Annotated in this window: 25 protein-coding genes and 1 other annotated feature; of the genes, 23 read left to right on the top strand and 2 right to left on the bottom strand. The window is 43.7% G+C overall.

Features of this window, described 5'->3' with window-relative positions:
- The first annotated feature begins 61 nt into the window (after window positions 1-61).
- Complete coding sequence (locus tag KHM83_RS14315) at window positions 62-676, top strand: DNA-3-methyladenine glycosylase (RefSeq protein WP_213237714.1); 615 nt, start codon at window positions 62-64, stop codon at window positions 674-676.
- 137 nt (window positions 677-813) lie between these two features.
- Here the strand turns inward: KHM83_RS14315 and KHM83_RS14310 are convergent, their stop codons facing one another.
- On the bottom strand, window positions 814-1,269 hold the full coding sequence (locus tag KHM83_RS14310) for an ImmA/IrrE family metallo-endopeptidase (protein WP_213237713.1): 456 nt from the start codon (window positions 1,267-1,269) through the stop codon (window positions 814-816).
- Window positions 1,262-1,615 carry a helix-turn-helix domain-containing protein gene (locus KHM83_RS14305; RefSeq protein ID WP_213237712.1) on the bottom strand — a complete coding sequence of 118 codons (354 nt, stop codon included), beginning with the start codon at window positions 1,613-1,615 and terminating at the stop codon, window positions 1,262-1,264. Before KHM83_RS14305 ends, KHM83_RS14310 begins: the two co-directional genes overlap by 8 nt.
- 465 nt (window positions 1,616-2,080) lie before the next feature.
- Between KHM83_RS14305 and KHM83_RS14300 the strand changes: the two genes are divergently transcribed.
- The 22 genes from KHM83_RS14300 (at window position 2,081) to KHM83_RS14200 (ending at window position 22,120) form a co-directional block, all read left to right on the top strand.
- Entirely contained in the window at window positions 2,081-2,392 is a 312-nt protein-coding gene (locus tag KHM83_RS14300) for a hypothetical protein (protein ID WP_213237711.1), read from the top strand.
- Window positions 2,393-2,396: 4 nt separating this feature from the next.
- Window positions 2,397-2,810 carry a phage tail terminator family protein gene (locus KHM83_RS14295; RefSeq protein WP_213237710.1) on the top strand — a complete coding sequence of 138 codons (414 nt, stop codon included), beginning with the start codon at window positions 2,397-2,399 and terminating at the stop codon, window positions 2,808-2,810.
- A 281-nt stretch (window positions 2,811-3,091) separates the two neighbouring features.
- Window positions 3,092-4,408, top strand: a complete 1,317-nt coding sequence (locus KHM83_RS14290) for a phage tail sheath C-terminal domain-containing protein (protein WP_213237709.1) — start codon at window positions 3,092-3,094, stop codon at window positions 4,406-4,408.
- A gap of 23 nt (window positions 4,409-4,431) precedes the next feature.
- Entirely contained in the window at window positions 4,432-4,905 is a 474-nt protein-coding gene (locus KHM83_RS14285) for a phage tail tube protein (protein ID WP_213237708.1), read from the top strand.
- A 22-nt stretch (window positions 4,906-4,927) separates the two neighbouring features.
- Window positions 4,928-5,353, top strand: coding sequence for a phage tail assembly chaperone (locus KHM83_RS14280; RefSeq protein ID WP_213237707.1), 426 nt, complete (start codon window positions 4,928-4,930; stop codon window positions 5,351-5,353).
- A 190-nt stretch (window positions 5,354-5,543) separates the two neighbouring features.
- Complete coding sequence (locus KHM83_RS14275) at window positions 5,544-7,703, top strand: tape measure protein (RefSeq protein WP_213237706.1); 2,160 nt, start codon at window positions 5,544-5,546, stop codon at window positions 7,701-7,703.
- On the top strand, window positions 7,703-8,413 hold the full coding sequence (locus tag KHM83_RS14270; protein WP_213237705.1) for a LysM peptidoglycan-binding domain-containing protein: 711 nt from the start codon (window positions 7,703-7,705) through the stop codon (window positions 8,411-8,413). The genes KHM83_RS14275 and KHM83_RS14270 overlap by 1 nt, the downstream gene beginning before the upstream one ends.
- Window position 8,414: 1 nt before the next feature.
- Complete coding sequence (locus tag KHM83_RS14265; protein WP_425513878.1) at window positions 8,415-9,344, top strand: XkdQ/YqbQ family protein; 930 nt, start codon at window positions 8,415-8,417, stop codon at window positions 9,342-9,344.
- The gene (locus tag KHM83_RS14260) at window positions 9,344-9,592 is read left to right on the top strand and encodes a DUF2577 family protein (protein ID WP_213237703.1); all 249 of its coding nucleotides are present in this window, start codon (window positions 9,344-9,346) and stop codon (window positions 9,590-9,592) included. Before KHM83_RS14265 ends, KHM83_RS14260 begins: the two co-directional genes overlap by 1 nt.
- Window positions 9,589-9,981 (top strand): DUF2634 domain-containing protein, encoded by a 393-nt coding sequence (locus KHM83_RS14255; RefSeq protein ID WP_213237702.1) that lies wholly within the window; start codon window positions 9,589-9,591, stop codon window positions 9,979-9,981. The genes KHM83_RS14260 and KHM83_RS14255 overlap by 4 nt, the downstream gene beginning before the upstream one ends.
- Window positions 9,981-11,000 (top strand): baseplate J/gp47 family protein, encoded by a 1,020-nt coding sequence (locus KHM83_RS14250; protein ID WP_213237701.1) that lies wholly within the window; start codon window positions 9,981-9,983, stop codon window positions 10,998-11,000. The genes KHM83_RS14255 and KHM83_RS14250 overlap by 1 nt, the downstream gene beginning before the upstream one ends.
- A gap of 2 nt (window positions 11,001-11,002) precedes the next feature.
- The gene (locus tag KHM83_RS14245) at window positions 11,003-13,882 is read left to right on the top strand and encodes a DUF4795 domain-containing protein (protein ID WP_213237734.1); all 2,880 of its coding nucleotides are present in this window, start codon (window positions 11,003-11,005) and stop codon (window positions 13,880-13,882) included.
- A 3-nt stretch (window positions 13,883-13,885) separates the two neighbouring features.
- Window positions 13,886-14,503 carry a putative phage tail protein gene (locus tag KHM83_RS14240; RefSeq protein ID WP_213237700.1) on the top strand — a complete coding sequence of 206 codons (618 nt, stop codon included), beginning with the start codon at window positions 13,886-13,888 and terminating at the stop codon, window positions 14,501-14,503.
- Window positions 14,504-14,514: 11 nt separating this feature from the next.
- A complete protein-coding gene (locus tag KHM83_RS14235; RefSeq protein ID WP_213237699.1) occupies window positions 14,515-16,941 on the top strand; it encodes a hypothetical protein in 2,427 nt (808 codons plus the stop codon).
- Between the two features lie 10 nt (window positions 16,942-16,951).
- Window positions 16,952-17,293: a hypothetical protein gene (locus KHM83_RS14230; RefSeq protein ID WP_213237698.1), complete on the top strand. Its 342-nt coding sequence runs from the start codon at window positions 16,952-16,954 to the stop codon at window positions 17,291-17,293.
- 32 nt (window positions 17,294-17,325) lie between these two features.
- Window positions 17,326-17,436, top strand: a complete 111-nt coding sequence (locus KHM83_RS20040) for a CD1375 family protein (RefSeq protein ID WP_425513877.1) — start codon at window positions 17,326-17,328, stop codon at window positions 17,434-17,436.
- Between the two features lie 67 nt (window positions 17,437-17,503).
- Window positions 17,504-17,866 (top strand): hypothetical protein, encoded by a 363-nt coding sequence (locus tag KHM83_RS14225; RefSeq protein ID WP_213237697.1) that lies wholly within the window; start codon window positions 17,504-17,506, stop codon window positions 17,864-17,866.
- Entirely contained in the window at window positions 17,853-18,581 is a 729-nt protein-coding gene (locus KHM83_RS14220; protein WP_213237696.1) for a peptidoglycan recognition protein family protein, read from the top strand. The genes KHM83_RS14225 and KHM83_RS14220 overlap by 14 nt, the downstream gene beginning before the upstream one ends.
- 179 nt (window positions 18,582-18,760) lie before the next feature.
- Entirely contained in the window at window positions 18,761-19,075 is a 315-nt protein-coding gene (locus tag KHM83_RS14215) for a hypothetical protein (RefSeq protein WP_213237695.1), read from the top strand.
- A 539-nt stretch (window positions 19,076-19,614) separates the two neighbouring features.
- Window positions 19,615-20,763: a lysophospholipid acyltransferase family protein gene (locus KHM83_RS14210; protein WP_213237694.1), complete on the top strand. Its 1,149-nt coding sequence runs from the start codon at window positions 19,615-19,617 to the stop codon at window positions 20,761-20,763.
- Entirely contained in the window at window positions 20,763-20,909 is a 147-nt protein-coding gene (locus tag KHM83_RS14205; RefSeq protein ID WP_213237693.1) for a hypothetical protein, read from the top strand. The genes KHM83_RS14210 and KHM83_RS14205 overlap by 1 nt, the downstream gene beginning before the upstream one ends.
- Window positions 20,900-22,120, top strand: a complete 1,221-nt coding sequence (locus tag KHM83_RS14200) for a sodium/glutamate symporter (protein ID WP_246543120.1) — start codon at window positions 20,900-20,902, stop codon at window positions 22,118-22,120. The genes KHM83_RS14205 and KHM83_RS14200 overlap by 10 nt, the downstream gene beginning before the upstream one ends.
- A 43-nt stretch (window positions 22,121-22,163) precedes the next feature.
- Window positions 22,164-22,418, top strand: a binding site (T-box leader).
- Window positions 22,419-22,457: the final 39 nt, after the last annotated feature.

The raw sequence follows: 22,457 nt of genomic DNA, 5'->3' as shown, positions 1-22,457 counted from the left end.
TGACCATAGGAAAAGGGCATAAAACGAAGGAAGAGAGTATAAAAGATTGAAAGAGAGCGTTATGAGAAAGATTGACAAAGTATTTTACAATAGAGATGCTGTCACTGTTGCAAAGGAACTATTGGGAAAAATGATTGTATTTAAGGATGCACAGGGTCTTTATAAGGCAAAAATAGTCGAAACAGAGGCCTATATGGGCATAACAGATAAAGCGGCACATTCTTATGGTGGTAGGAGAACGAAAAGGGTTGAAGTCATGTATGGCGAGCCAGGACACGCCTATGTTTATATGATTTATGGGATCCATTTTTGCCTCAATGTGGTGACAGAAGCACGTGATAATCCACAGGCAGTACTTATTAGAGGCATTGAGCCCATTGAAGGCATTGAGCAAATGGCGCAAAACCGCTATGGGAAAAAATATGAAAATTTAACAAGTCAGCAGAAGAAAAACATGGTGAACGGTCCGGGAAAGCTATGTCGTGCACTTGGAATCGACAGGCGTCAAAATGGCATGGATTTGTGTGGTGATACCTTGTATATTGTTGATTCTGACATTAGTGATCCGTTCTCAATTGCCTCGGCAAAGCGCATTGGTATTGATTATGCCGAAGAGGCGCGCGATTATCTGTGGCGATTTTACATTGACGGCAATGCGAATGTATCTGTTAAATAGGAAGCACTTTCTTTAAAAGATAACGAACAGAAAAAGATAACGAACAGATAAAATGATAAATGCACGGTATGTGATGACCTATATTTCAAATAATCATCATATGCCGTGCATTTTTGAATTGAAAAGAGTGTTGCGGATCAGAGTATTTTCATAACACCCAAAGGCTCAAAATAAATTATGTATGACTGTAAGCGTACATATGTGCCGTGCTTCTCGTGATAACGTGCAATGGCTGCCTCTAAAAATGGTTCTGAGACATTTAGAAATGCAGCGAGTTCTTCTTGACCGGAAACATGTGCTTCGTAGGCAGCAATAATCTTTTCAAGTGGTACGAGTCTTTCATAAGCCCACTGTCTTGCTCTCAATTCTTGTTTTTCGGCATTGACATCATTGGGATCGAGCAGATTGCCGTGACTGGTTTCATAGTGACCGACTTCTTCGGCAAGAATTTCAGTATATTCACTTTCGGTTAAATCCTTGCTGATGATAATCAGGTCATCGGCGTATAGGCCTTTTACTTTGTCTGTCGGCATATCTGCATCTACGATGTCAATGCCCTTGCTGTGTGCATAATCTGTCAATTTATTAATCATTCGGTCTCCGTTTTGATTTGACGTATTGGATAAAATTCATCACTTCTTGCTGTTCTTCTGGTGTGAGGTCGTCAACGGCATGGGCAGCAATTGTTGTCGGTGGTGACGTTGTTGCAGAAACAGACGATCGCTCAGCACTGAGTCCAAGCAGGTAATCCAGTGAAACGCCGTAATATTGTGCTAAAATGCGCGCATATTCCATAGAGGGTTCGGCTTTGCCGGATTCCCATCTTGAAATCATTGATTTTGACGGCGATACGCCGTAACGTTTTAAATCAATGACCATCTCGTCCATTGTGATTTCTTTTTCTTTTCTCAATTGCCTTAATAGTTTCGCCGTATTCATGGTTTAAGACCTCCTCACATAAACATTATAACTGAAAGTTGCCGAAAAAGGAATATTTTTTTAAAGAAATTGAAATTTGTTATTGACAAAGGAACAAGAAGGGGTTATGATAAGGGTGCGGTTCCGATAAAGGAACTTAAGCGATATCAAATTTTCGGCATATCGAATGGCATTGCGATACTGATTGATTAAAAAAGACTGCTTGCCGGATTGATTGTCCGTGATGCATTTTGGTGATGCTATTGGGAATGATTGAAAAGACAGTGTTTTCATGATAATCGGCAGGGCGATTAATACCGCTGGCAGCAACATGTGCGGTTTTAGAGCGGTTTGAAAAGATGCTGTTTGCAAGTGATTAGGCAGGGTAAATTTTTTTATCTTTAAAGTTCCTACAAAGGAACTCGGCGGTTGTCATGTCATCTGAACTTATCGGCATGGATCTAATAAAAGAAAGTGAGGTGGTGTATGTTGAAGATTACTGATGAAAGCAAACAGCTTTCTGATGACATTGTACATGTCAAAATGAAGCTCGCTCTGGCAGAGCGAAAACTTGAAAGACTGGCCAATGCTTATCGTCCAACAGCCATCATGGGCATTGATTATGCGAACCCAAACGGGAATGGTTGTTATCAGCCCATTGATATAGAAGAACTGGCGGTTTCAATTTTTATGGTTCGAGATGAAATTGAACAATTGAAAGTGCAGCTGAAAAAATTAAAGCTGAAGCAAGCGCACGCAAATCCAGTCGCGATAAAGCGTTCGCTCGGAAGGAGGTGATAATATGATCAATGAAGTTTTAACAGGCATTACGGAGAAGCTCAGTGAAGCATACCCATCCATTCCGATCAGTACAGAACAATTGGTACAGGGCAGTGATCCGGCGTTCTTTATTGAACCAATCGCACCTATTTTTACGAAACATCTCGCGGGACGCTATTTGTTTGAAACGGTTATCGACGTCGCTTATTTTCCCGGTGATGTGTCCACGCGGACGGCAATGTACCAAGTGGCGTTGACATTGTTTGAAAACCTTAAGCGGGTTGAGGTTGCAGGCACTGTTATCGAAAGTCCAACGATGACCTACAGCATTGATTCGGATGTGCTGCATTTTAAAGCGACCTATAAATTTATGGTCAAGGAACCGGCAGCGATGCCAGAGGATTACATGGGCAGTGTCACAGTGACGACGGCCTAAATAAATCAGCTTGATAAAGCATCCAATATAAATGCTTATCAAATAGAGTGCTGTTGACAGCGATATGAAAAATGATGATGACAATGCGAGATTAACGAAGATAGCAGTGATAAAGTGGCAGACCTCATAAAGATTGCGCAGGTACTGACCAGGCGTCATAGGGGTGTAAGCCATTCGCTATTTCTATTAATTGCATGCGAAGCATAGCGAACTGTCGGCAACAAACACAATTTCTTTCACGGCTGAGCAGATCAGCCAAATACAAGCGGAGGTGAAGTTTTATGGCATTAGGCGGTGGCACTTTTGTAACACAAAACAAAGTATTGCCAGGGGCGTACATTAATTTCGTCAGTGCTGCAAATGCGTCGGCGGCATTATCAGATCGCGGTATTGCAGCTGTACCAATGAACTTGGACTGGGGTGAAGACGGCATTATCACACTCGACAGCACGTCATTTCAAAAGGATTCTCTTAAAATGTTGGGTTATGCCTATGATGCAGAGGGGTTAAAGGATCTCAGAGAAATCTTTAGAAATGCGTCAAAGGTTTATGTGTATCGACTCAATGCAGGGGATAAAGCAACAGCGACAGCTGGGCTCTTAACTGCAACGGCAAAGTATGCCGGTACGCGGGGCAATGATTTGAAAATTGTTGTTGCAGCAAATGCAGATGACGAACTCAAAATGGATGTTTCCACCTATCTTGAAACGAAACATATTGAAACCCAAACGGTTTCAACTATTGACGGTCTGGTATCCAATGATTTTATCAATTTTTCGGGAACAGGCGATTTGACGGCGACGACAGGCGTTGAACTCACTGGCGGCACGAACCTTGCCAGTGTAACGGGTACAGAATATCAGGCGGCGTTAGATGCATTTGAATCCTATGGTTTCAATGTTCTCATTTGTCCGACAGCAGATACGACTACAGAAGATTTGTTTATTGCATATGCGAAACGACTTCGCGATGAAAACGGTATTAAATTCCAAGTCGTCGTCTACAGACGTTATGCCGATCATGAAGGGGTTATCAGTGTTGAAAACACAGTGACTGACGCAGATGCGGCGGCACATGCCATGGTTTACTGGGTTGGCGGTGCACAGGCTGCGGCGGCGATTAACAAATCAACCACCAATAAAACCTATGACGGCGAGTATGCACCGGATGTGGCTTACACGCAAAGTCAGTTGGCAGCAGGTATTACAGCGGGCAAATACATGCTCCACAGAGTTGATGACATGGTAAAAGTCCTGTCGGATATCAATACGTTTGTTTCATTTACCAGTGAAAAATCGAGTGACTTTGCATCCAATCAAGTGATTCGCATTCTCGATCAAGTGGCAAATGATACAGCATTGATCTTTGCACAGCGCTATCTGGGTAAAATCCAAAACTCGGCATCGGGTCGCAACGCATTCTGGTCAGAACTCGTTGCAATGAACAAAGAGCTTCAACGACTTCAAGCCATTGAAAATTTTGTATCCGATGATCTCGTCGTCGAAGCCGGAGAGGCTAAAGACAGCGTTGTCGTGACGAATCCAATTGATCCGGTGGTTGCGATGGCAAAAATCTACATGACGACAATTGTGAACTAATGTAAACAGTGGGAGGCAATAATATGGAAAATACGACAATGATTTCACCAGATGCCGTCAGCGCATCACTTGCTCAGTGCTACGTCATCATTGACGGGAGCCGCTACAACTTTATGCAAGCCATTAATTTAGAGGCCAGTGTTGACAAGAATAAGGTGCAGCTGCCGATTTTAGGCAGGGTGATGAAGGGCAACAAAGGCACGACGATGTCGGGAACCGGTTCTGCCAGCTTCTATTACAATACGCCAATTTTCAGAGACCTTTTGAAAAAATACAAAGAGACCGGTAAAGACCTCTACTTTGATATTCAAGTGGTCAACGACGATCCATCCAGTGCAGCGGGAAGACAATCCTGTACACTTGTCGGTGTCAACCTTGACGGCGGCATTCTCGCCAAATTTGATGCGGATGGGGATTACCTGTCAGAAGATATCAGTTTTACATTCGAAGATTTTGAATTCCCAGAAAGCTTTGGTATGCTTTCCGGCATGATTTAAGGAACAGAGAGGAGTCTTTCATATGAGCTTAAGTGCATTTCTTGCTCAAAATGTTGAAACGACGACACACGTTGAAGCGTTTATCGCTTCAACGCGTTTCAAGATAGATAATGAGCCAGTGTCATGGCAATTGCAGTCAATTACAGCAGACGTGGATAAGAGTATCCGCAAATCCAGCACCAAACACGTTCCCGTACCGGGCAAACGCGGTCAATTTACAAAGGATACGGATTACGATCTGTATTTGACAAAGCTTTGTGTCGCCTGCATCAAGTATCCGGATTTAAACAGCAAAGAGTTGCAAGACTCCTATGGCGTCATGTGTGCAGAGGATCTACTCGGCAAGATGTTACTGCCCGGAGAACTCAATAACCTGCAAATGAAAGTGCAGGAAATCAACGGTTACAGTACATCAATGGATGAATTGGTTGAAGAAGCAAAAAACTAATTGACGGCGGCGACGCCGATGCCAACTACGCCCATTACTGTCTCCATAAGCTCAGATTGCTGCCTTCTGAATTCTTAGCACTGCCGCGTGAAGAACGGGCATTTATGATGGCATCCATCAACCTTAAAATTGCACATGAGAAAAAAGAAGCGAGCAGGCTAAAAAAGAATAAAAAAGCGAGGTGATTATTATGGGTACGTTAGAAAACGCGATTCAATTATATGATCGCATGCCGGTAGCATTGTCGGCCATTGACGCGTCTGTCAGTCGTGTGAATAATTCATTTGAAGCATTTAATGTGATGGCAAGCAATACCGCTGCGGTAAAATCGTTTCAATCAACTCAGTTAGCCATTGTCGATGCAGAAGATTCAATTTACGGCATGAATACGGCAGTGGCAATTGCCAATGACCATTATTTGGAGATGTCAAAAGTGATTATTGATTTAAGCAATGCACAACAGCGTATTGGAAATTTTGATGCTTCTGAGGCAGAGGCAGTAGACTACACAGTGGCTGAAATGAGTGAACATTTTGATGATGCAGCGGCAAAAGCAAAAAAATTAAATGAAGAACAAGAAGCGATCAAAAAGCAGGCTGAAGAAGCTAGAAAGTTAATAAAAGGATTAGCAGACGCCTATTTAAGTTTTTCAGATGATATTGGGATTGATCTTAGTGTAGATAACTTAGTGGAGATGTCAGATTCGTTTTCGACGATGCGAATGAAAATTGACAATATGAATGACGGCCTTCAAAGTACAGATGTACTTCAAGATCGCATTTTAGGCGCTGCCGAAAATTCACGATCCTCCTACGAGGACACGGCAGCAGCCGTCATATCACTGGGTGATTCTGCAGGCGATGCCTTTTCCGGCAGTGATGAAATTGTAACCTTTGCAGAGCAGATGAATAAGCAATTTAAGATTGGTGGCGCGACCATTGAAGAACAGTCTTCGGCGATAGAATCGCTGACACAGGCAATGGCAGCAGGCAGTTTTGACAGCAGCAGTATGGACACTTTGCTACAAACAGCACCAATGCTGACACAAGCAATTGCGGATTCGATGGGTGTTGGCACAGATGGTCTCAGTGAACTGGCGGCCTCAGGTGCCATTACGGCAGAGGTTGTTAAAAATGCTATGTTTGCAAGTGCCAGTGAAACAAACCAGCGATTTGCCGAAATACCGGCAACTTTTTCAGATGTATCATCACAAATTTCAACGCGCTTTGCAACGGATATGCAGCCTGTCTTTGACCTGTTAAGCAATGGGGCTACTTTTGTAAGTGATCATTTGTCATTACTGATGCCTGTTTTTTATGGACTGGCAGCAGCCGCAGGTGTTCTCAGCGCAGCGATGGCTATTCAAGCGGCAATGAATGCACTAAGTGCAACGACTTTTGGTGCTTTGGCGACAGCGATGTTGGCGAATCCCGCAGTATGGTATGCATTAATCATTGGTGCTCTCGTAGCACGACTATACAGTTGGATACAAGCAAATGGAGGTGTAGAAGCTTCTTTGGTACTACTGAAAAATACAGCACTGAATGCCTGGGAATTTATGGGGATAAGCATTGCGATCCTTAAAGATAATATAGCGACTAACTTTGAAAACATGCTCCTGGCTGGTAAATCATTTGCCACTGGGCTCGCGAATGCCTTTGATTTGATGGCGATCAAATTGGCGTTGACCTTTCAAGGTATTGTCAATAACGGCATTGACATGATTAATGCACTGATCGATGTGGTCAATCTTATCCCAGGCGTACAAATAGATGCTGTTGAAAAAGTGACATTTGCAGCTGAGATTGAATCAGAAAAAATGGCTCAAATCGAAGCACGCAATAAGGATCTTGAAGCCTATCAATCTGAAATTGCCTCAAATAGGCAGGTGCGCACTCAGAATATTGAAAAGATGAGAGCTGAATACGAATCCAATAAAGTTGAAAGAGAAAATCAGTACAACGCAGCAAAAGCAGCACATGAAACCACGTCGGTATCTGAATTCGAATCGGCGTCAGACACAGCATCCTCATACGATGCCGTTGCAATGCAGCAGATGAACGACAGCAGCTACGATTCCCGCTATACTGGCGAGGGCGTCGGAAGCGCGTATGCTTCACCAACATCCAGCTACTCAGACAGTGCTTCGACTAGCGATGAAGATTTAGGCTACATGCGCGATTTGGCAGAACAAGATGTCATCAATCAATTTACCACGGCAGAAGTAAAAGTCGATATGGCGAATACGTTTGGCGACATTCGTGAAACCGCAGATTTGGATGGCGTCCTTTCATTCTTTACGGATAAGCTGACGGAACAGCTTGCTGTGGTCGCAGAGGGGGTTTACTAATGTACAGTGTTTTCTTTGGCGGTATTCGCATGCCGGTAACACCCAGCAGCATTACGACAAAAATTAAAAACTTCAATAAGACATTTGAACTGCTTGGCGGCGGTGAAATCAACGTTTTAAAGCAGCCGGGGCTTTCAACAATTTCTTTTAAACTGTTCATCCCGCACATGGCATACCCTTTTGTCGAAGAGCCGGAAGCGCTGCAGCCGCAGAACTATTATCTCGATCTCTTTGAGCTTCTCAAGAAGCGATCACAGCCGTTTGCATTTGCCATCTCAAGGCTTACGCCAAATGGACTGCCGCGATTTACCACGAGCAGCAATGTCTCACTTGAGGCATATACCATTGAGGAAAGTGCTGAAAATGGTCTCGATCTTTGGGTGGACATCAGCCTTAAAATCTACAGGAAAAGCGGCTTTACAAAATTGCCGGATCCTCGGCTGAACAATCCATCGAATAGGGATTCGTCAACAGAAACCACTTCGGAAGACGGATCTTCGGATACCGTCAATATTCCGGCAGATGAGATGAATGAGGCGCGCATTGCAAAAGAACCGTCTAAATTCTATACGGTGAAAGCCGGTGATACTCTTTGGGCAATTTGTCGAAAAGAGCTGGGAAATGGGGAAAAGTACGGTGAAGTGGCAAAGCTTAACGGCATTGCCAACCCCAACCGCATTTATCCGGGGCAGGTGATCTATTTTGAGTAGCATGATTACAATGGGACACAGCGGATGTCTCTATAACATGGATGCCGTCGATACGGTTACACTGGAGCGTGATCGATATGGGACTCCTGCAAAGCTGACCTTCAGCGTCATCAACGATGTGAATTTAGCCGTCGAAGAGGGCGCGTTAATTGAATTTGTTTTTCATGATGATCGCGTCTTTAGGGGCTACGTTTTTAAAACCAAGTCAGATGCGGACAAAATTGAAGTGACGGCTTATGACCAGCTGCGGTATTTAAAGAACAAGGACAGCTTTGACTATAAAAATATTAAACTCAACAGATTAGTAGAACTGATTGCTCAAAAGTATGGTCTGCGAACGGGTGCGCTCGTCGATACAGGCTATGTCATTCCAGCTCGTAAAGAGCGGGATTCAACACTGATTGACATAATCAGTACGGCGATCAGTTTAACACTGACCAACAGTAATCGGCTTTATATTTTAAGGGACAACTATGGCGAAATTGTACTGGAAGACATCGAATCACTGCGTTCAGGGATCGTTTTAAACAATGCGATTCCCAATTTTACCATAGAGAGTTCCATTGATGATAAGACTTACAACGTCATAGAGGTGAAGTCAAACGATGAAACGATAAAACCCACTGTTGCAAAAGATGATGCGAGCATCAAGAAATGGGGCGTGCTGAAGTATGTCGATGGCTCGTTAAAAGAAGGTGAAAATCCGAATGCCAAAGCAAAGGCATTGCTGGCACTTTATAACCATCGTACCCGTAGCTTTTCTGCAAGTGATCTCCCCGGAGATGTCAGCATTGTTGGCGGATCGAGTTTGGCAGTCATGGTAAACATCGGTTCAGAAGCAATCAAACAGTACATGGTGGTCGATTCGGTAAAGCACAGCTTTACCGGCGACCTGCATGTCATGTCGTTGAAATTATTGGGAGGTATATGATGAATTTAGCGCAAACCATTAAAAAAGCAGCGACTGAAGCCGTGAACGCCAGTATGCCTGCTGACATTATCATCGGTGTCGTTTCATCGCTTTCACCTTTTGAAGTGGCCACGGAAAAGATGGCGATTGATGAAGATTTTATCATTCGAACCGATGCTGTGGCAGCGTTTGAAATAGGGGATACAGCTGTTTTACTTCAAGCGGGCGGCGGTCAAAAATTTGTTGTCTTGGGGAAGGTGATTGGATGATTCCTCAAAGCCAACTGCAAAATATCGAAATCACCACGAGGTCGACATCAACATGGCAGCTTGATTTAGAAGCGAAGAAATTGGGTGGCCGAATAGAAGGCATTGATGCTGTCAGGCAGATGATTTATACGGTACTAAACGTTGAACGCTACCGCTATGCTATTCATTCTTGGCGCTTTGGTGTAGAACTGGATGATCTCTATGGTCAGTCGATGGATTACATCTATCCGACAATCGTTCAGCGCATTACAGAGGCATTGATGATGCTTGACACAATCCAATCTGTTGACAACTTTTCATTTGATCGCAAGAAGGAGGCGTTAATCCTTACGTTTAACGTTTCCACAATTTACGGTGATCTAAATGTAACAAAGGAGGTGACGCTGTAGTGTATGAAGAGATGACTTATGACGTGCTATTAAAACGAATGATGGCGGCGCTCCCCGATACCATCGACAAACGCGAAGGCTCTTTGGCATTTTATGCCTTGGCACCTTCTGCCGCTGAAATCAGACAAATGTATATTGAACTCGATCAAATTGTCGCCAATCGTATCATTCAAACAGCAGATGATGAAACCGTTCTGGCGCGTGCGCTTGAGTACGGTATTGAGCGCGAAGCGGCAACGCATGCCATTGCAAAAGGGGAATTTAATCAAGAGATTGCACTGGAAACACGTTTTTCATGCGGGTCGCTATATTATCGGGCAACGTCAAAAATTTCAGACGGTATTTACGAAATGACCTGTGAAACAGCGGGGATTGAACCAAATAGCAATCTCGGGAAGCTCATCCCCGTTGGCTATATCAAAGGACTTACCAGCGCAAAGCTCACAGAGGTTTTGATTCCGGGAACTGAGATTGAAACTGTTGCAAGTGTTAAACAACAATTGCTTAAGCGTATGCAAAATCCGCCGACGAGCGGCAACAAGGCGCATTACTTTAACTGGGCAATGGCGGTAGATGGTGTGGGTTACGCAGAGGTTGAACCGCTCTTTAACGGTGCGGGTACCGTTAAAGTAACCATTGTCAATGCTGAAAAACAGCCTGCGGAAGCAGCGTTGGTTGAAGCGGTGGCTGCTTATATTGAATCCGTGCGTCCCATTGGCGCAGCGGTTACGGTGACTTCGGCAGCGCGTGTTGACATCAATGTATCGGCAACGGTGACACTGGCGGAAGGGTACATGTTGAACGATGTCCAAACAGCTTTTTTTGAAAGTCTGGATGCCTATCTGAAAGCCATTGCCCTCATGGAGACCTATGTCGGCTATGCCAAAATCGGTGCTATTCTGTTATCTGTTAAGGGTGTACTGGATTATACAGACCTCACCATTAATGGCGAAGTGGTTAACATTGGCATTCCCAGCGGCTATGTACCGGTACTTTCGACCGCGATTTTGGAGGTGTAACGATGGCCTATCCAGAAAATGCAGATATTTTTCAAGAAAAACTCAATAAAAAAGAAGCCGGAAACTATGTCGTTGAAGAACATGTCACACTGACAAATGGCAAATACGAAGGTTTCTTGATTCACGATAATGTGTCAACGGCATCCATCAATATTTACCGAGGGCCTAAGTTTACGGGCGGACAGATTACGAATTATTCTGTTACAACTGATTCAGACCGTGCCTGGAAAAAGTTCATTCGCGTATTTGATGCGGGGACAGAAGCCTACATTAATTATGAAACAGTAGGCGACCAGGTGGAAGCAGAGGATATCAATACACTCCAGACATCTGTTCACGCGGTACAGCAGGATGTCATTGATTATAAGGCTTCCAACAATTCTGTGATTGCACTTCATGATGAGCGTATTGCCTCAGTGGAATCTGAGAAAGCAGACGAAAGTTACGTCAATGAACAGCTCGCGTTAAAATCAGATACAGCCAATACCTATACGAAAACGGAGACGGATGCGCGCATTCAATTTGTCGTGGATACCGCACCAGAAGCGCTGGATACCCTTAAAGAAATTGCAGATGCGCTCGACAATGACCCTGATTTTGCGGCTACCATGACGGCTCAGCTTGCATCGAAAGTTGATAAAGCGGCAGGCTACGGCCTCTCAGCCAATGACTTTTCAGATGTGCTGAAAGGCAAACTGGACGGTATCGAAACCGGCGCAGAAGTAAACAACTTAACAGATGATGCTGCTTCTGAACTGACAGGAAATAGCGACAGCAGTTTGCACTATCACACGGCAGATCGCAATCGCGCCAACCATACGGGGACGCAGACGTCAGCCACCATCAGTGATTTTGTCACACGTGTTCGAACGACCGTATTGACAGGACTGAGTACAACGACAAATACAGTGATTACAGCAGCGGATACGATTTTAACGGCTTTTGGGAAATTGCAGGCGCAAGTAACGGTTAATAAATCAGAGGCGGATCTGCATGCAGGCAGTACCAATAATCCGCATGCGGTTTCAAAGGCGCAGGTAGGACTTGGCAATGCTGATAACACAGCAGATTTGAGCAAACCCGTATCAACGGCAATGAAAACGGCTTTAAATCAAAAAGCACCGCTATCGCATGTTGGAGCGACTGGAACAGCACATGGTGACGCAACGGATACCATCAGTGGTTTTATGAGTGCTGATGATAAGAGTAAACTTGATGACGTCGAAGATTCCGCAAACCACTATGTGCATCCCGCAACGCATTCGCCGGCGATAATCGTTCAAAATACTACCAATCGCTTTGTGACTGACGCTGAAAAATCGACATGGAATGCAAAAGCTTCTACAGCAACGGCGACAACCACTGCAAATGGCCTTATGGCCGCAGCGGATAAAGCGAAGCTAGGCACCATTGAGAGCAGTGCAGAAGTCAATAACATTTCTGATGCAAATGCAGCAGATCTCACCGATGGTGGTGCCAGCACACTTCACTATCACATCGCAGATCGAAGTCGTGCCAATCACACGGGTATGCAAACCGCATCAACGATTAGTGATTTCGCAGCAAGTGTTCGTTTGGCGGTATTAACGGGGCTGAGCACAGCAAGCGGTGCCGTGATTACAACAGCTGATACCGTTTTAACGGCACTTGGGAAGCTTCAATCACAAGTGACTGCCAATAAAACAGAAGCGAGTACGCATGCCAGCAGTACTGCCAACCCGCATACTGTGACGAAAGCACAGGTGGGACTTGGCAGTGTCAATAACACAGCAGACGCTGACAAACCAGTGTCGACGGCGATGCAGACGGCGTTGAATACGAAAGCACCAATATCGCATGTTGGCGCAACTGGAGCAGCGCACGGAACGGTGAATGGTAATGTCAACGGCTTCATGAGCGTGGCGGATAAGTTTAAACTGGATGTTATTGAAGATTCAGCGAATCATTATGTACATCCTGTGTCGCATCCTGCAAGTATCATCAGTGATTTTGCAGCAAGTGTTCGTTCGGCGGTATTAACGGGGCTGAGCACGGCAAGCAGTGCCGTGATTACAACAGCTGATACCGTTTTAACGGCACTTGGGAAATTGCAGGCGCAAATCAGCGCTAATAAAACAGAAGCAAGTACGCATGCCAATAGTACCACTAACCCGCACAATGTCACAAAAGCGCAGGTGGGACTTGGCAGTGTTAATAACACAGCGGACGCTGACAAGCCGGTATCGACAGCGATGCAAACGGCTCTGAATGCAAAAGCACCGCTCGCATCGCCCACTCTGACTGGCGTTCCTAAAGCGCCTACTGCAACAACAGGCAATAACTCAACGCAACTTGCCACAACCGCTTTTGTGCAGAATGCATTAAGTACAGGTGGATATGGCGATATGCTCAAGTCTGTTTATGATGCAGATGGTGATGGGGTTGTGGATGAAGCGATGAAGCTGCACACAGCACGTAATATTACCCTCACTGGCGACGCGACGGGTTCCGTTTCATTTAATGGCTCAGCAGATGCCAGTATGACCGTTACCGTTATTGATAACAGTCATCGCCACAACTATATTTACAGTAGTGATGATCGGGATGTGAAGCCATCGGTAACGCCAAAACATTACTTATCCAGTTATTTTGCCTCAAAAGGCGGTTTGACGGGAGCGGCAGATACGAATTATATTGACTTGATGGTGCTAAATACTTATATAAATGTGGCAGGTGGATATGTCAACGCTTTGGCATTTGATAAGACATCAAAGAAGATTCAGCACTATCAGGCAGCTCAAACAGATTTATCATGGGGAACGCCGAAGACAATTGCTTATCAGGAAGATTCAAAAACACTGACATGGGGCGATTTGAAAAATGGCTTTACACTGGGAGGTTAAAACATGGCATATGGAGAAACCACATACGGCACAATTTTATACAGTGAAGATGGTTCTGATGCTGTGTCGCCTTTACTGGGTGAAACAGATTTATCCAAGTACTTACCAACATTTTTGCTTGATTTTCAAGAAATGAGCATCATTCAGCAGGCCATTGCGTCGCGTTACGATGAGCTTAAACAAGCCGTTTCGGATGTTGACAATCAAATGGACATTGGCACAGCAACATGGCTGCTAGAGGTTTTTGAAACGGACTTTGGCATAGACTCAGACCCCAGTAAGGCTCATGCATACAGGCGAGAAAATCTCTTTGCCAGACAGCGCGGTGCCGGAACTGTGACAAAGGCATTGATTGAGAATACGGCAGAAACATTTAGCGGTGCTGATGTTGAGGTCATTGAATACCCAAGTGAATCGAGAATTGAAATCAAATTTGTCGGTGTTAGAGGCACACCACCCAATATGGCAGGTCTGATTGAAGCAATTGATCACATTTTGCCGGCACACATTGCTTATTCATTTGTCTATACCTATTCTTGGTGGGGACGAATTGCAGAACTTGAATCATGGCATGCACTGATGGATGTCGCACCAACTTGGTACGATGTCAAAGCTTATTAGGAGGTAATAAGATGCAACAGACGAGTCATTTTAACTTAAAACTGCCTGAGTACACAGATGTACCAGATATTGCAGACATTAATGACAACTTTACAACACTTGATGGAGAAGTCGCAAAAGAGGCTTCGCCAACACAGTCAGGTCGCTTATCAGCAGCCGATAAAATTATTTTAAACGCACAAAAGACATTGCATGTGAATACAGCAGTAAATGATGCTTATACACTTGCCATTGAAGGCATTACGTCAATGACACAGTTGATTGGTGTACCTTTACACTTTAAAGCTACTGTTGCAAACAGCGGAGCAGCAACACTTAATATCAATTCACTGGGAACGTATAATTTAGCAAAAGATTCATCGGCAGATATTGAAACGGGCGATATACCGGCTAATGCAATTGTTACGGCAATTTGGGATGGCAGCCGTTATCAGTTGATGAATGTCTCGAATAGCGTTACTAAAAGCGCTGTACAAACACTTTCAAACAAGACGCTTGCTTCACCTGTAATGACAGGAACACCAACGACACCAACGGCAGCTGCTGGCAGTAATTCAACACAGGTGGCTTCAACAGCCTTTGTTAAAGCTGCCACGGATAAAGCAATGACGGCAATGACTGCCGGCGGGACTTCAACAGCTTTAACACTCAGCAATACGGCTTATTCGACACTTAGAGACGGTATGCGATTTACATTTGTTGCACCGGCTGCCAATAATGGTGCTGCGACAACGATCAATCTCAACAGCTTAGGTGCAAAACCGCTTTACAAACCGGCGACATCAGCACCCCCTAACTTAAAAGCTGGTAATGCCTATGACGTCTGGTACAACAGCGCGGGTGACTGTTTTTTTATCAAGGCTAGTGCGGTAGGAACAGCAACAGCTGCTAACGTACTAGCCGGGAAGACATTCAGCAATGATGATGATGTGGAACTGGTTGGGACGATGGCAGATAGAAGAGGTGCGGAAGTTTATTATGGAGTTGATCATATTCAAAATTATGAAATTGATCAAAACGACTCAAATTCAGCATTTTTAAAATACAAAGCACAAGCATCAGGATACTACGAAGCAGATTCTACAATCATCAAAGCAAGAGTACAGAATTTAATAGCGAAAAATATTAAAAGTGGTGTTAAAGTAGGACATATTGATAATGCATCATCAAATGTTATCGGGACCTTCACTGCCGATGCAACAGCGACGAGCGCAGACATTATCAGTGGCAAAACAGCTGGTATCAATGGTGAAATGGTAACAGGAAGTATCATACATCGAAGCAACGAGAATTTCCATCAACCATCGGTATCACAAACAATGTCAGTAGCTGACGGTTATGGTGTTTATCTAAAGCCACCGGCGGGCTACTATAATGGAGATTCCTGGGTCAGGGCATTAACACCAGATTTAAATGCAACAAATGTGAGAGCCGGAGTTGATACGAATTTGGGAATGGTTGGTACATTTACTAGCGATGGCAATTTAGTTTCAGATGCAGTATTGCCGGGCTATAGAGGTTATTCAAATGGTGTGGCGATAGATGGTACGATGCCAAATAGAAGCCTTGAGTATCATAGTCCTGCTAACGAGTCTATGGCTGGGGTACTTACAGAAGGTAATGCAAATACCAGAGTATACTTAAAACCACATTGGGGGTACTACGATGGCACCACATGGGTAGCTCAAGATGTACCAACACTGACAAGTGGAAATATAAAGTCTGGTGTGAACATTCTAAATGTCACGGGAACTGTTAAAGAGGCAAAAGATGTTGCAATTTCTAGAGCGCATCCAGCATCATTTCTTGTAGGAACTTATGTTCCAGGAGCGATACCGAAAGTTATTCGAAATGGTTTCTATTACAGTTTTGTCACAATAAGTGGTCAGTTGCATCGGTACAAATACAATACAGACGGAACGCTGTTAGAAGATATTGTTATTAATAGCAGTTATTCAGATCTAACAGGAACAGTTGATGCATTCGATGAGTCTGTCAGCGCTCACAATGGTACGAATACTTATCGAGTATTCAATTTTGATGGAACATTATTAATGAATGCTGCTTCAGGTGCACCTAATCAAGCATGGAATTTTGGCTGTAATAAATATGGCGATAATTTATCCACATACCACGATTTATATTACTTTTCAATTTATGATCGAAATCGGACGGAAATGATTCGCGTTACCTATACCGTAGCAGAAACAGAAATAGACCATAAACCACTCACGTTCATTGATCATGATATAGTAGCTTATGTAAATAAATGGGATTTTGGACTTGTGGTAAAATCTGCTGCTGGATCATGGACTGACTTTAGATTTAGATCAAATCCCTATCCAGATATGAATACATGGAGAGATACTAATTTCAACATGATGTCAGCTTTATCCATTGCTAGAATGCTCAGAACACCACAAATTAGATTATTTTAGGAGGAGAAAAATGAAATACGTAAAAGTTAAGAATTACATTATGAATAATGGTACTTGCGATTATAAGGGATTAAACATTGAAAAGTTTGTAGGTGGCGGACAACTCTATCGACGAAATCATGTAGATTGCGTTATTGCAACTTATGAAGACACTATACCGTCACATTCAGAATTAGAAGAAGTTTCAGAAGAACTTTACAATTCTACAAAATCAGAAATTGATTTGGAAAATAGGGATGTTAAAAGCTCCGATGAGAAAGTAATTGATATTGAAAAGAAAATAATTCAATCGGAAACAGAGAAGATTGACATTTTTGAAGCTTTAGCTGAAATCTATGAAATGATGGTTTAAGGATCACATATTAGAAAGGGAAGGTGAAAGATATGATTAAGGTATATTATAAACTGGTTAAAGAAGGACGACGCTCAATTGATCAGGTTCCAGCAAATTTGAGGGCAGCAGTTGAAAATCTATTAACTAATGACAGGGATTAGAGGAATTATCAAGTACAAATGAATTAGAGAAGGTTATTTTTACCGAAATCAAAGGAGAGTGTCAATTTTGAACAACGCAATTGAACTCGTTAAACAAAGCGACAGCGCAATCATCATTTTGCTTGTTGTCATCGGCATGCTAATCGTTGCATTAATGCCTGTCATCAAAACGGTTTCAAGCATTGGCATAGAAAAACGCAAACAGGCAACTGAACGAGAAGGCTTACTCATCAAAGTCATCGAGCGCAACACCGAAGTAAACGCTGCTTTGAAAACACTGATCGAATCCGATCAGAAATTCTGTGCTGAATGCAAGAGCGAACAGCAGGCGCTGTTTCGACAGCTCTTTGACAATCAGGCAATTGCCAATGTCAAACTCGCAGAAATTCAGGCAGTGATGAGAGGCGGTGAACCCATTGACGATCTTTGATGCTGACGGCTTCATCCATGTGGCGACATTAGAGGGTATCCCCGTCTTCGTTAGTAAAGTTCCTGAAACATCGGTGGAATATCAATCAACCCGGGTTACCGATAAACGTTACATCGTCATCCACAACGCAGGTAATGCCCATGCCGACGATACGGCAAACAATCGCTTCATGAAGCAAGACGATTACATCCTTTGGCATTTTACCGTCGATGAGGACAGCATCACACAGGGACACAGCATTCTTCGAAGCGGTTACCATGCGGGAGACGGCGGTTCGGGGAAAGGCAACTTGTACGGCATCGGCATCGAAATCGCCGATAACGGCAATGTTGCCAAAGCCTGTGAAAATGCCTTTGTGTTGTGCAAGGCGCTGCAACAGCAGTCGCCTTTTACAGCACTTGAACTCGAACCGCATCAATTCTTCTCAGGCAAATATTGTCCGCAGTGGATCTTGGACAATTGGGGGTGGCAAGGCTTTATTTTAAGATACGAAGCTTATTTACAAGCCACCTCAGTACCTGCTTGGAAAACTGCAATTGTTCATGAAAGCCATGTAAATCAGATCATTACAGATTTAGAAAGGTGGATGCGAGACATTGATACGCCAATGCCAACATGGGCAGTGTTGGCAAGCATCAACAATGCTTACCGAGCACTTTTAATGCATATGCATGCACTGGCTTCTGAGACGGATGCAAAGCAAGAAACATCCTAACAAAGCAGATTTTGCATAACACATAACATATAAAATATAACACATATCACATAAAACGAGCGTAGGATTACTTACGAAAAGCAAACGTAATAGATGCTTTTGAAGGCCTGCGAGGACAGCAATTCAACACATGATGCATGCATATGATAAAGTTCACAATGAATGAGAGGTGATGAATCATGAAAGCATTTTTAATGGATTACAAGGTGTGGATCGTAGTCGTACTGGCGATGATCACCATCATTATTTTTGAATGGCAGCAATTCAAAGTACTAACGTATCAGCTAATGCTGCAAGCGAAGATCTTGGCAAAAGACTTTATACTATCATCAGGCGAGGCGCAGGAGACATGGGTTGTTGAGAAACTTTACGCGATATTGCCTCATGCGCTTGCAGCACTGATGACCAAAACGATGCTGCGCACCGTAGTGGCCTATCTATATCATGAAGCGAAGGATTACCTAGATGACGGCATGATGAACAACAGCATATAAATAAAGTGAATCGTTTTAAAATAGCCCTCAGAACCTGCGCGATAGACGCGACATGGTGATCGAGGGCTTTTTTATGTCCCCTGTACTTACTTATTGAATAGGACAGATATAGGGATTTAACAGTTGATCTGTACAAAACATGGCACTGGGATAAATTCAATTTATAATGCACAAAAAATAACAAAAACAGTATCAGGTCTATCATTTGATTTAAGGATCAATATTGAGCATACTTGCTATTTTGCTACTGATAAACTAAACTAGTAATATGCGGAAATGAGATTGATATTCTTTATTAGTTAGAATTTAGGGTATAGAAAACACAATATGGCAACTGAGCGAAGGTTTTAACAGAAACTTAAATTGAACGCAACATCCGTATGATATGCTTGCATAACAGATCATTTCATGACGGCATTTAAAATCACATTGTATAATACATTTTAAAATCACATTTAAAACCACGATACACCACTGCAAGGATGTGGCTGATGATCGTGCAACCATGTACATTTGAGAAAAGACAGTAGAGGCCTAATATGCGCACATACAAAAAACCAAACTTCATCATCAGTTGGATTATTTTAAGAGTTCTCGCTGTGGTGATGAAGCGAAAAAGTAAGATGACCAGCAATACCGAAGCGATCAAGGGGCTCAAGCCGCCGTATCTCGTACTGGCTAACCATTTGAACAACTGGGATCCACTTTATATTAACGCAGTGGTGCCGGAACCCATTAGTTTCATTGCAGGTGAACGTATTTTCGCTAAACACCGCTGTTTTCGAAAGCTGCTCGAATACGTTGGCACGATTCCCATTGTCAAGTCGGAGACGGATCTAACCGCAGCGCGCAAGGTTATGCGTGCCAAAAAAGCGGGGCGCGTCATCTGTATTTTTCCAGAAGGCAATCGGTCATGGGATGGTATTTATCGGCATCCGGTTGATTCGACGGCAAAATTGATAAAGTTGCTGCGCATTCCAGTCGTAACGGTACAGATAAAGGGCTCGCTGCTCAGTCAGCCAAGATGGTCTCGAACGTTTCGAAGAGGGCCTGTGGAATTGGATTTCAAAGTGCTTTTTCAGGCATCTGAGATTGAAGGACTTGAGACGAATGCTATTTTAGAGAAGATGAATACGGCGCTTTCACATGATGAATACGCATGGGTCGAATCGCACGGTTTTCAATACAAAGGCAAGAAACTGGCAGAGGGCATGGAAAGCTTTTTATATATTTGCGATCATTGTGGTGCTGAGGGGAGTATCAGCACGTCAGATGACCTTGTGACTTGTGAACGCTGCGGAACCAGTTATCGCTATAATCTGCATGGATTACTGGAAGGTAGAGATCGCATCATTTCCCCTAGGATTTGGAATGAACGGCAAAGAGCACGTTTGAAACGTCGATTAAAGAATGGGCGTGTTGTCAAGGGCGTGGGAATGGTGACGATTTTAGACGCGTCGAGAAATGTTCATGACCGCATGCATGGCGAGCTTACGTTTGGAATCAATGGCTTCACAGTGAATACATTGAACATCCCGTTGGCAGAGCTGCATGGTGTCAATGTGCAAAAGGGCACGCAATTTGAATTTAGATACGATGAACACATTTACGTGATTGAATTTGATCGTCAAGGCGACTCAGTTTTTAAATGGCATGAAGCCTATCTCATCATGAAAGGAGCCTACTGATGAATGACAGTTGGTCATTAATGCTCTATCTCTCTTACCTGTCAATCTTCATCGGTATTGCTGCACTGATTAAGGCGAAGGTGCCGTTTTTAAACGCTATGTCATGCCAACCGCTATCCTCGCTGGATTCATTGGTATGCTGTTAGGGCCCGAAGTGCTGGGGATCGTTCCCTTTGATCAGGCAATTCTCGGCAATATTGTTTACCATGCGATGGCCATTGGTTTTATTGCCTTATCACTAAAGAGCAGAACGCGCGAGACATCGCCGATCGTTTTAAAATCAGGCATGCTCATTGTTTCCGTTTACATGCTGCAAGGGATTATCGGCATTGTCCTGACGCTGATTTTTATGGCGTCGCTTAAACCGGACTTGTTCGTCGGTTTTGGATTGCTGTTGCCGCTCGGTTACGGTCAAGGTCCCGGACAGGCTTTTTCCATGGGGTCACAATGGGAAAAACTCGGTTTTCAAGGCGGCGGGAATATTGGTCTCACCATAGCCACCTTTGGATTCCTGTGGGCAATTCTCATAGGCATTCCCTTTATGAATTATCATTTGAAACGGCATCAACTCAAGGCGAAGGCAGATACACTGCATCGTGAACGATCACCCTACTTGGCACAGTCGGAACCTGATGAACTGCCGCTTGGCGATGCGCTGGATCATTTAACGCCGCAAATCGTGCTCATTGGCATCGTCTATTTGGCAACTTATTTGAGCATTTTGTTTTTAGATCATCTGATTTCACCGATGGGGACTTTTGGCAAAACATTTGTAACGGTCTTATGGGGCATGCAGTTTAATATTGCCGCGGGTTATGCCATTATCGTACGGCTCATCATGGATCGCTGGCTTAAAAAGGGTATTTTGAAACGTGATATTACGAATAACTATTTGTTGCAGCGGATATCCGGCGGTGTCTTTGACTATATGATTACAGCGGCCATTGCGGCGATATCGATCAGTGCCGTTCAGCAGTACTGGTTGCCAACAGTTCTGATGACAACCCTTGGCGGTGTTGTGACACTTTATTATTTAAAGTTTATGGTGAAACGCGTTTATCAAAAAAATACACTGGAAAACCTCATGGGTTTTTATGGCATGCTGACGGGCACGATTTCTACGGGAATGGCACTGTTGCGTGGAACAGACCCGGAATTTGATACCGATGCGGCATCGAATTTAGTCTTTGGATCGGCAGTGGGCATGGCATTTGGGACACCGCTACTCGTCATTATCAACATTCCGATTATGGGCTATGTTGACGGCAATACATCGCTTTACGGCCTCACCATTGGCTTGCTGGCAGGGTATCTTTCATTGCTCGTCTGGTTAATGCTTCGACGAAGACAGGCTTGACTTTTTTGGAAGAATGACCTAAGATGGTAAAAACGAACACGAAAAAATGGCGTTGATAAGGAGGAGTACATACGTACCGGATGCTGAGAGAGAAGATGGCTGGTGGAAATCTTCGTGAAGGATGTATGGAAGTAGCCTTTGAGCAGTGGACCGAAAAGCAATATGCCAAGTAGGCTTCAACGGAAATTTCCACCGTTATGAGGAAAGCAATATCGGATGTGAGCATCCCGTATTGACAGAGTGCAGATAGTCATATCTGAATTTAGGTGGTACCACGGACGCAAAATTCGCCCTAAGCAATTAGTTTTAGTTGCTTAGGGCTTTTTTAATTTGAAGA

The sequence above is a fragment of the Fusibacter paucivorans genome (assembly GCF_018390735.1).
Taxonomy (GTDB): Bacteria; Bacillota; Clostridia; order Peptostreptococcales; family Acidaminobacteraceae; genus Fusibacter; species Fusibacter paucivorans.
Note: the sequence above shows the minus strand (reverse complement) of the source record. Positions and strands in the feature narration are given on the sequence as shown.